The organism is Vibrio sp. 10N.247.310.17 (genome assembly GCF_041466605.1).
Taxonomy (GTDB): domain Bacteria; phylum Pseudomonadota; class Gammaproteobacteria; order Enterobacterales; family Vibrionaceae; genus Vibrio; species Vibrio tasmaniensis_A.
The window spans coordinates 18,381-27,907 of record NZ_JBFSTC010000075.1 but is presented as its reverse complement, the minus strand read 5'-3'; the positions used below and the strand labels follow the sequence as shown (position 1 = coordinate 27,907).

Sequence of the window (9,527 nt, the reverse complement as noted above, 5' to 3'; positions counted from 1 at the left end):
CACAACGGTATGCTAAGAACAAAAATGCCGTTCACTCTTAAGTGAACGGCATTAGAGCCTAGGCTCGCTTTTTTTGTGTCTATGATTTGACAGGAATACCTGATTGTAACCGTTGAGACTGTCGCAAAGAACACTCAATGTTCAGGGTTATTTAGCTCTGTTTTGTGTCGAATAATGACATTTAAGTTACTTTGCACTTAAAATTTAGTGACTTGGATCAAGTTTTTTCGCTTTCTATTCATTACGTGCCTAAGCTTAAAGAAAACGAGGGGGCGCGTATGAAATGGATTCTACTATTTTTATCTTGTTTAAGTTTTGTTGCTTTTGGGAGTGAGGTCGCTTCAAGCGAGCAGCAATCAAAAAGTGACAGCAATCTATCTCATTTTGACCTTCCTTTACTGCTTGGTGATTGGTATTTGATGAACCCAGATCCTGAACAAGGTACTGAAAATTTTAGAGCGATAAAGCTAACCCTTGATTCAAATTATTCATTCTCCATTGATATTCAAAAGAAAGACTACAGTGTCGACCATTGGGAAGGCTTGTATAACGCCAATGAAGATACCATTATTTTGGGTTTAAACACCTCTGAACCTCAAGTTTACGCCTATAGCAGTAACCATAATATGTTGAACCTCAACGGTGTTATGTTCACCAAGGCTTTACCAAATGCATTGGCGGGAATATGGTCAAGCGCCGAATTGTCCGGAAGCGACTTGCGCGCGAGTAATATTCAAAAAATGGATTTAGTGCTTCAACCTGACTTTGTATTTATGTTCAGAGTGTCCGATGAAGTGGGGAGTGAAGTTGTTCGTCGAGGGGTGTATTACACAGAAGGCGATCAATTGGTGCTTCTGTATGAAAATGGCGAGCACGGCACTCGTTACACATTAAACAGCGACGTCTTGACGCTTCAAGGTGAAGAAGGCGACATGTTTGCAGTACTCAATCGTATTCGATAATGACGGGTTGGATGCGCAAAGTCAGGTTTGTTGATAATATGGCTCACAGTTCATTTATTAGCCGTTCCTTTCTTATTTGGTTGCTAAAATAGCAAAACATGGAGGCGTTTTACTACAATGCCTCCTTTTTTCAATATTCCCCTTGTGTTCTTGGCCCTCAACCTTTAGATATATACAGTTAAAATACAATTACGTATAACGATCAAAAGGAACCCGTCATGGCACATACACCTCAAGCCAAGTATCGTAAAGATTATCAATCACCATCTCACACTATTTCTCAAATCGATCTTACTTTCGATTTGTACGATTCAGCGTCCATCATTACGGCGGTGTCTAGTGTTAAGCAAGAGAAAGATAGTTCGACCTTAGTACTTGATGGTGAAGGTTTGACGTTGGTTTCTGTTTTAGTAGAGGGTCAAGAGTGGACGCAATTCGAGCAATCTGAAACTCAACTGACACTGAGCGGACTACCGAAAGATTTCACACTCACGATCGTGACGGAAGTAAATCCTGAAGGGAATAGTGCACTTGAAGGTTTGTATAAGTCGGGTGGCGCATTCTGTACTCAGTGTGAAGCTGAAGGTTTCCGTCGTATTACTTACTACATGGACCGCCCTGATGTATTGGCAAAATTCACCACAACGGTAATCGCAGACAAAGCAGAAAATCCATTCTTACTTAGTAATGGTAACCGTATAGATGAAGGTGATGCTGAAAATGGTCGTCACTGGGTTAAGTGGCAAGACCCACATCCAAAACCTGCTTACTTGTTTGCTCTTGTTGCCGGTGACTTTGATGTACTTCGTGACGCTTACACCACACAATCAGGCCGCAAAGTTGACCTAGAAATCTTTGTCGACAAAGGCAATCTAGACCGCGCAAACCACGCGATGGTTTCTTTGATTAACTCAATGAAGTGGGACGAAGAGCGTTTCAATCTTGAGTATGACTTAGACATCTACATGATCGTAGCTGTTGATTTCTTCAACATGGGCGCGATGGAAAACAAAGGTCTGAACGTATTTAACTCTAAGTTTGTTTTAGCGAACGACCAAACAGCAACCGACACCGACTACCTAGGCATCGAAGCGGTAATCGGTCATGAATATTTCCATAACTGGACCGGTAACCGAGTGACATGTCGCGATTGGTTCCAACTAAGCTTGAAAGAAGGCTTAACCGTATTCCGTGACCAAGAGTTCTCATCTGATCTTGGTTCTCGCGCAGTAAACCGAATCAACAATGTTCGTATTATTCGCGGGCCACAATTCGCTGAAGATGCAAGTCCAATGTCTCACCCAATTCGCCCTGAAAAAGTGATAGAAATGAACAACTTCTACACATTGACGGTATACGAAAAGGGCAGTGAAGTGATCCGAATGATCCACACATTGTTGGGTGAGGAAGGTTTCCAAAAAGGCATGAAGCTTTACTTTGAACGTCACGATGGTACCGCTGCAACTTGCGAAGATTTCGTTGCTGCAATGGAAGATGCGTCGGGCGTTGACCTGTCTCAGTTCCGTTTATGGTACAGCCAGTCTGGTACGCCGACGCTGTCTGTTGAAAGTCACTACGACGCAGAAAAGAAAGAGTACACGTTAACAACTCGCCAAGTAACGGCTCCAACTCATGAGCAAACGGATAAGCAAGCTCTGCATATTCCTCTAGACATCGAGCTATACACCGCGTCGGGTGAAGTGATTGGGTTACAATGTAACGGTCAGCCAGTTCACAATGTATTAGATGTGAAAGAAGCGGAACAAACGTTTGTGTTTGAAAACGTTTCAGAGCAACCGATCCCATCGCTACTTCGTGAATTCTCTGCGCCAGTGAAATTGGAATACGATTACTCAGATGAAGAGCTGATCTTCCTGATGGTGAATGCTCGCAATGAGTTCTCTCGTTGGGATGCGGGTCAAATGCTGCTAGCGAAATACATCCGTAGCAACGTAGATAACGTTCAACAAGGTCAAAAGTTTGAACTTTCTGCTTCTGTTGTTGATGCATTCCGCGGGGTACTGCTTAGTGATTCACTAGAACCTGCGTTTATTGCAGAAATGCTTTCTCTACCGAGCCATAACGAAGTGTCGGGTTGGTATGAGCGCGTTGATATTGATGCGGTCGCATCTGTTCTTAACTCAATGAAAGTAACACTAGCTGCAGAACTTGAAGACGAGTTAGCGGCGGTTTATCACAGCCATGCACTAACAGAATACACGATCGATCACGATTCGATTGGTAAGCGTACTCTACGTAAAGTTTGTCTAAGTTACTTAGCGCATACTGAAAAGGGTAATGACTTGGTTGTTGCTATGTACCAACAAGCAAACAACATGACAGATACAATGGCAGCGATGGGCGCGGCGAACAGTGCGCAACTACCATGTCGTGAAACCTTGATGGCGGATTACAGCGACAAGTGGAAACATGATGGTCTTGTCATGGATAAGTGGTTTGCATTGCAAGGTTCAAACCCAAGCTCTAATGCACTTGAAGTGATTAAAGCGTCGATGTCGCACCAAGCGTTCAGCTTGAAGAACCCGAACCGTACTCGTAACTTGGTTGGTTCGTTCTTAAACATGAACCCGGTTCAATTCCACGCCAAGTCAGGACAAGGTTACGCGTTTGCTGGCGAGATCCTACGTGAACTGAACAGCAGCAACCCGCAAGTGGCTTCACGTTTGATTGACCCGCTACTTAAGTTCCGTAAGTACGATGATGAACGCCAAGCTCTAATCAAAAAAGAACTTGAGACGCTGAAGAACATGGACAACCTTGCAAAAGACTTATTCGAGAAAGTGGCAAAAGCACTAGAGGCTTAAATCAGCCGCTTATTCAGGTAACTGTTTGATCATAAGCGGTTTGCTAATAAACAGTTTACTAGTAACGAAAAGTCATCAGTGGTAGAGAATATCTGCCACTGATTTTTTTGTTTCTGGTTTATCGAATTTTCGATAAGCTAGAGCAGTTTCAAGTTCACTTTCAGACATCGTTAAGTGCCAAAAATACCGGCACTATATATTTATACAGGTATCGTATGAATCGCTATATTTTCCAACTTAACATCTCATATCAGCAGTTTTTGGCTAGCTACTCGGGTGCCGCAAGTAAAGTTCAAGTGATAACAACAACAGGGTTACGCTTACAGCTACCTGCAACTCGCTTCAGACCATTTCTTACACAAATAGGGGTTAGAGGACAGTTTAGGTTAACAACTGACCAAAAAAATAAGTTTATTAAGTTGGAAGCTCTGTAAAGCTTGGCGTGCCTAGTGAGTTAAAGGGAATCTTAATCACATAATCAAACATTTCACCTCTTACCACCTCTAAAACAATTAACTATTTATCAATAATGCTTTTACAATAAATGAATGCATTACCTTTGCTTAACTCGTTAGTAGAACTGGCCTTGAAGGCTTGATTCAAACGCTAGCTTAAGTAAGCCCCCTAATAATAAAATAAAATTCTAATTGTGGAGTGTGACTATGACCGCACGTGAAACTGTGGTTCCAGTTTTACTTGAAAAAGTTTACAAACTGATTCAAGACAAACTTGACCTTGCTCATCGACCTCTCGTAACTCAACTTGCTCAACACCTGTTTAGTAACGTTTCTCACGACGATCTAACTCAGAGAAACGAATCCGATTTATACGGTGCTGTAGTTAGCTTATGGCATCACATCAATGAAAAGAAAGCTGACCAAATCTCTGTTCGTGTTTTTAACCCGACAGTAAGTCGTCAAGGTTGGCAATCTACTCACACTATCGTAGAGATAGTCGTACCAGATAGCCCATTCCTTGTAGACTCTGTAAAAATGGCGCTGACTCGCCTAGACCTTTCTTCTCACCTTATGCTTCACAATCCAACACAAATCTCTCGCTCTGATAAGGGCAGCGTTGTCGGCGTGAGCAATAACGAAGGTGCATTCCAATCGCTTTTCCATATCGAAGTAGACCGTCTTAGCAGCAAAGCTGAAATGACAGCGCTCAAAACGGAACTACTGGATATCTTTACCGATACTGGTTTAGTCGTGAACGATTGGCTGAAGATGGTTGAAAAACTTGAGGAAGTAACGAATCAAGTTGAAAAGCAAAAAGAAAGTATTCCTGTAGACGGCCAACGTTTTGATGAGACGTTGGCGTTTCTTCGTTGGTTAGGCGAGCACAACTTTACGTTTATGGGCTACAAGGAATATGACCTTGTTTCTGTAAATGGCGACACAGAACTACAACCGACCAAGGAGCAAGGCCTTGGTTTGTTTGCGAATTCAGATCGTGTGCGTAACGTTAAGCTGTCTGAGTTTTCGGATTCGGCACGTCTTGAAGCCAAAAAGCCTTATGTACTTATCGTAACCAAGGGCAACACGGCTTCACGCATTCACCGCCCAGCTTACAATGATTACATTGGTATTAAGAAGTTCGATAAGAACGGTAAGGTCATTGGTGAACACCGCTTTACTGGTCTTTACACCTCTGCCGTTTATAACCAAACCGTTGAAACGATTCCTCTTGTTCGCGAGAAAGTAGAGCGTATCTTAGACGCGAGTGGCTACCGTGAAGGTTCATACTCTTATAAAGCTCTGCACAACATTCTAGAAAACTACCCGCGAGATGAACTGCTTCAAGCTCGTGAAGAAGAATTGCTAGAAGTCGGTACTGGCGTAGTTCAAATGCAAGATCGCGATCTTCTGCGTTTGTTTGTTCGCAAAGACCCGTTTGGCCGTTTCTTTAGCTGCATGGTTTACGTTACTAAAGATCGTTACAACACCGAACTTCGTCGTCAAACCCAACGCATCTTGAAGCAGTATTTCGGTTGCGAAGAAGAGGTCGAATTCACGACATACTTCTCTGAAAGCCCACTGGCAAGAACGCACTATATTGTTCGTGTTGATAACAACAACATGGATGTGGACGTGAAAACAATTGAGCAAAATTTAATGGAAGTATCGTCTACGTGGGATGACCGCCTGTCTGAATCAATCGTTGCTAACTTCGGTGAGAGCAAAGGTCTTCCGTTATCGAAAGAGTACATGCGTGCATTCCCACGTTCGTACAAAGAAGACATGATGCCTGGTTCTGCGGTTGCAGATATCGAGCGTCTAGAAGCACTAAGTGAAGACAACAAACTGGGTATGCTTTTCTACCGTCCTCAAGAAGAAGCAGCAGACTCTAAAGCTGTTCGTTTGAAGCTGTTCTACCACAGTGATGAGCCGATTCACCTGTCTGATGTTATGCCAATGCTTGAAAACTTTGGCCTGCGCGTTATTGGTGAATCACCTTATGAAGTACGCAAGACCAATGGGGTGACTTATTGGATCCTTGATTTCTCGATGCTGCATAAGAGTGACAAGACGATTGATCTTCGTGAAGCGCGCGATCTATTCCAACAAGCCTTTGCTGCGATTTGGGAAGGTGAATTAGACAGCGATGGTTTTAACCGCTTGGTATTGGGTGCGGGTCTTTCTGGCCGTGAAATCTCAATCTTACGTGCGTATGCGCGTTACATGCGCCAAGTGGGTTTCCCATTCAGCCAACAATACATTGAAGACACATTGTCTCATTACCCAGATCTAGCGAAAGGGTTAGTGAGCTTATTCGGTAAGCGTTTTGATCCTAAATTAAAGGGCAGCGCGAAAGGCCAACAAGATCTTATTAAGAAGATCACTGAACAGTTGGATCATGTAGAAAGCTTGGATGATGATCGTATCATTCGTCGTTACATGGAAATGATCACAGCAACGCTTCGTACTAACTACTACCAGTTAGACGACAACAAACAGTCTAAACCTTGGTTGGCTCTGAAAATGAGACCAAGCGAGATCCCAGATATCCCAGCGCCAGTTCCTGCGTTTGAGATCTTCGTTTACGCACCAGACATTGAAGGTGTGCATCTACGTGGCGGTAAAGTCGCTCGTGGTGGTTTACGTTGGTCAGACCGTCAAGAGGATTTCCGTACTGAGATTCTAGGCCTAGTTAAAGCACAGCAAGTTAAGAACACAGTAATTGTACCGGTTGGTGCAAAAGGTGGTTTCGTTTGTAAGCGTCAGCATACTATGTCTGGCCGAGACGAGATCTTTGCTGAAGGTCAACGTTGTTACAAGCGCTTCATCCGTGCACTACTAGACGTATCAGACAACATCATTGAAGGTGAGGTTATTCCACCTAAGAGTGTTGTTCGTCACGATGAAGATGACCCGTATTTGGTTGTTGCCGCCGATAAAGGTACCGCAACGTTCTCAGATCTAGCAAACTCAGTATCTGCTGAATACAATTTCTGGTTAGGCGATGCATTTGCCTCTGGTGGCTCTAACGGTTATGACCATAAAGCCATGGGTATCACTGCGAAAGGTGGCTGGGAATCTGTTAAACGTCACTTCCGCGAAATGGGCATCAACTGTCAAACAACGGACTTCACCGCTATCGGTGTAGGTGATATGGCGGGCGATGTGTTTGGTAACGGCATGCTGTTGTCTAAGCATATTCGTATGCAAGCTGCGTTTAACCACATGCATATTTTCATCGACCCGAATCCAGAATCAGCATCAAGCTGGTTAGAGCGTGAGCGCTTGTTTAATCTTCCTCGTTCAAGCTGGGAAGATTACAACAAAGACCTTATCTCTCAAGGTGGTGGCATCTTCTCTCGTCGAGCGAAGTCTATCTCTCTGACGCCTGAAATTCAGAAAATGCTAGGTACTAAGAAAGCATCAATGGCACCAAATGACTTGATCAAAGCGATCTTGTCTATGCAGGTTGATCTTCTTTGGAATGGCGGTATCGGTACATACGTTAAGTCTTCGAACGAGACTCATACTGACGTAGGTGACCGTGCAAATGACGTGCTTCGTATCGATGGCCGTGACCTGAAAGCTAAGGTTGTTGGTGAAGGCGGTAACTTGGGTATGACTCAATTGGGTCGTATTGAATATGCGCTGACGGGTGGCCGCGTTAATACTGACTTCGTTGATAACGTTGGTGGTGTTGACTGTTCGGATAATGAAGTAAACATTAAGATCTTCTTGAATGGTTTGGTGTCTAATGGTGATCTAACCGTTAAGCAACGTAACCAAGTGCTTGAATCAATGGAAGATGAAGTGGGCGAAATCGTACTAGACGACGCATATTGCCAAGCTGAGTCTATTTCGGTTACTGAGCATCAAGGTGTTGGCTTAGTAAAAGAGCAAATCCGCTTTATTCATACAATGGAAAAAGCAGGGTACTTGGATCGTGGTTTGGAATACATCCCAGATGACGAAACACTGCTTGAGCGTGAAAAGCAAGGCCAAGGTCTAACAAGACCAGAGCTTTCTGTACTTGTCGCTTACGGTAAAATGGTGCTTAAAGAAGATCTTGTTAGTGATGATATCGCTAATGATGAATTCCATGCTCAACAGCTCATGCAATACTTCCCAGCCGCGTTACGTCGTAACTATTCTCAGCACATGGATAACCATCCACTACGTTCTGAAATCATCGCGACTGCGCTGGCTAACCAAATGGTTAACGAGATGGGTTGTAACTTCGTTACTCGTCTGCAAGAAGAGACGGGCGCAAATATCGTTGATATTGCCAATGCTTACGCAGCATCACGTGAAATCTACGGTCTTGGCCATGTTCTGAAGAGTATCCGTGAACTGGATAATGTTTCAAGTTCTGAAGCTCAATATGAATTGATCTACCATGTTCGTCGTACACTTCGTCGTTTGGCTCGTTGGTTGCTAAGAAACCGTACCGGAAAACAGTCAGTGAAAGCATTGATTGAACTTTACCAAGGCGATGTTCTTACTATCACAGAGAAACTGGATGAAAACCTAGTGGCTTCTGAAGTAGAAGAGCATAACGCAATGGCACAGTTATGGATTGACCAAGGCGTAACCCCTGAGTTGGCTAATTCAGTTGCGCGTTTGTCTAGCTTGTACTCAGCACTGGATATATCCACAGTGGCTCGTGAGACAGGTAAAACAGTACAACAAGCGTCTAAGCTTTACTTCAACCTTGGCGACCGTTTGTCTCTGCACTGGTTCTTGAAGCAAATCAATGGTCAAGCTGTAGATAACAACTGGCAAGCGCTGGCACGTGCAGCATTCAGAGAAGATCTGGATTGGCAGCAACGTCAGCTAACTGGCCAAGTGCTCAACTGCGGTTGTGCTTCAGACATCGATGTGATTAAAGCGCTTGATGATTGGATGGAAAGTAACTCTGTTTCTCTACATCGTTGGGAAAGTATCCTCAATGAATTCAAAGTAGGTTCGGTTCATGAGTTTGCCAAGTTCTCAGTAGCACTGCGTGAATTGATGTTATTGAATCTAAACTGCATGTCGACAGATTAGTGATGAGATAAAACGAAAGACATAAGGGCAGGCCATAAGGTCTGCCTTTTTCGTTTCTATAAAGTGGCATCAATAGGTCTAACGATTTTTGACGGACCCACTTCTTTTGACGGACCCACTTCGTGGACACCTTGCTTGTTGTTAAAAGAGTGGGTGGCTGTAATATGGTAGAGACTAGAAATGAGTAAACTGACTGCTGAAACGATAACGTTTGCTTAATAAAGAACCTCATTCGC

4 protein-coding genes are annotated in these 9,527 nt (G+C 43.6%); all 4 read left to right on the top strand.

Annotation, left to right across the window (positions count from 1 at the left end; genetic code table 11):
• Positions 1–278: 278 nt before the first annotated feature.
• The gene (locus AB6D80_RS18280) at positions 279–962 is read left to right on the top strand and encodes a hypothetical protein (protein WP_012603881.1); all 684 of its coding nucleotides are present in this window, start codon (positions 279–281) and stop codon (positions 960–962) included.
• Between the two features lie 218 nt (positions 963–1,180).
• A complete protein-coding gene (gene pepN, locus AB6D80_RS18275) occupies positions 1,181–3,787 on the top strand; it encodes an aminopeptidase N (RefSeq protein WP_371701710.1) in 2,607 nt (868 codons plus the stop codon).
• 215 nt (positions 3,788–4,002) lie between these two features.
• A complete protein-coding gene (locus AB6D80_RS18270) occupies positions 4,003–4,221 on the top strand; it encodes a DUF2835 domain-containing protein (protein WP_004733645.1) in 219 nt (72 codons plus the stop codon).
• A gap of 228 nt (positions 4,222–4,449) precedes the next feature.
• Positions 4,450–9,291, top strand: coding sequence for an NAD-glutamate dehydrogenase (locus tag AB6D80_RS18265; RefSeq protein ID WP_372189220.1), 4,842 nt, complete (start codon positions 4,450–4,452; stop codon positions 9,289–9,291).
• The last annotated feature ends 236 nt before the right edge of the window (positions 9,292–9,527 follow it).

Bases quoted from the DNA above. Each gene is read 5' to 3' on its own strand.
- AB6D80_RS18265 (WP_372189220.1), top strand. From the start codon at position 4,450: ATGACCGCACGTGAAACTGTGGTTCCAGTTTTACTTGAAAAAGTTTAC.
- pepN (WP_371701710.1), top strand. From the start codon at position 1,181: ATGGCACATACACCTCAAGCCAAGTATCGTAAAGATTATCAATCACCA.
- AB6D80_RS18280 (WP_012603881.1), top strand. From the start codon at position 279: ATGAAATGGATTCTACTATTTTTATCTTGTTTAAGTTTTGTTGCTTTT.
- AB6D80_RS18270 (WP_004733645.1), top strand. From the start codon at position 4,003: ATGAATCGCTATATTTTCCAACTTAACATCTCATATCAGCAGTTTTTG.